The 319-nt window shown below is 58.3% G+C and carries 1 protein-coding gene; it reads left to right on the top strand.

Annotated features, from left to right (window positions below; genetic code table 11):
• A partial coding sequence (locus BP858_RS10250) for a hypothetical protein (RefSeq protein WP_286879434.1) occupies nucleotides 1–319 on the top strand: 319 nt, incomplete at both ends.

Below are 319 nucleotides of genomic sequence, written 5' to 3'. Positions count from 1 at the left end.
CCGCATGCTGCAGCTGCGATCAGTTCACACAGGGATACTGGAAGAACCACCCGGATTGGCCTTCTCCCCCGTGCGGCGTCGATTACGGGAAGTTCTTCTCTTCGGGTCAGACCTGGCTAGAGGTCCTGCAGACACCACCGAAAGGCGGCAATGCCTACTATATCCTGGCGCACCAGTACATCGCGGCTAAGCTCAACGTCTGCAACGGCTGCTGGGCACCATGCGGGATTTGCACAGCCGAGGAGCTCTTTAATAAGTACACCCCGGCGGATATCGGGACGTTAAAAGGGAACGACCCGCTCCGGCAGCAGTTCCTTGA

Source organism: Methanoculleus sp. UBA413 (assembly GCF_002502935.1).
GTDB lineage: Archaea > Halobacteriota > Methanomicrobia > Methanomicrobiales > Methanoculleaceae > Methanoculleus > Methanoculleus bourgensis.
Note: the sequence above shows the minus strand (reverse complement) of the source record. Positions and strands in the feature narration are given on the sequence as shown.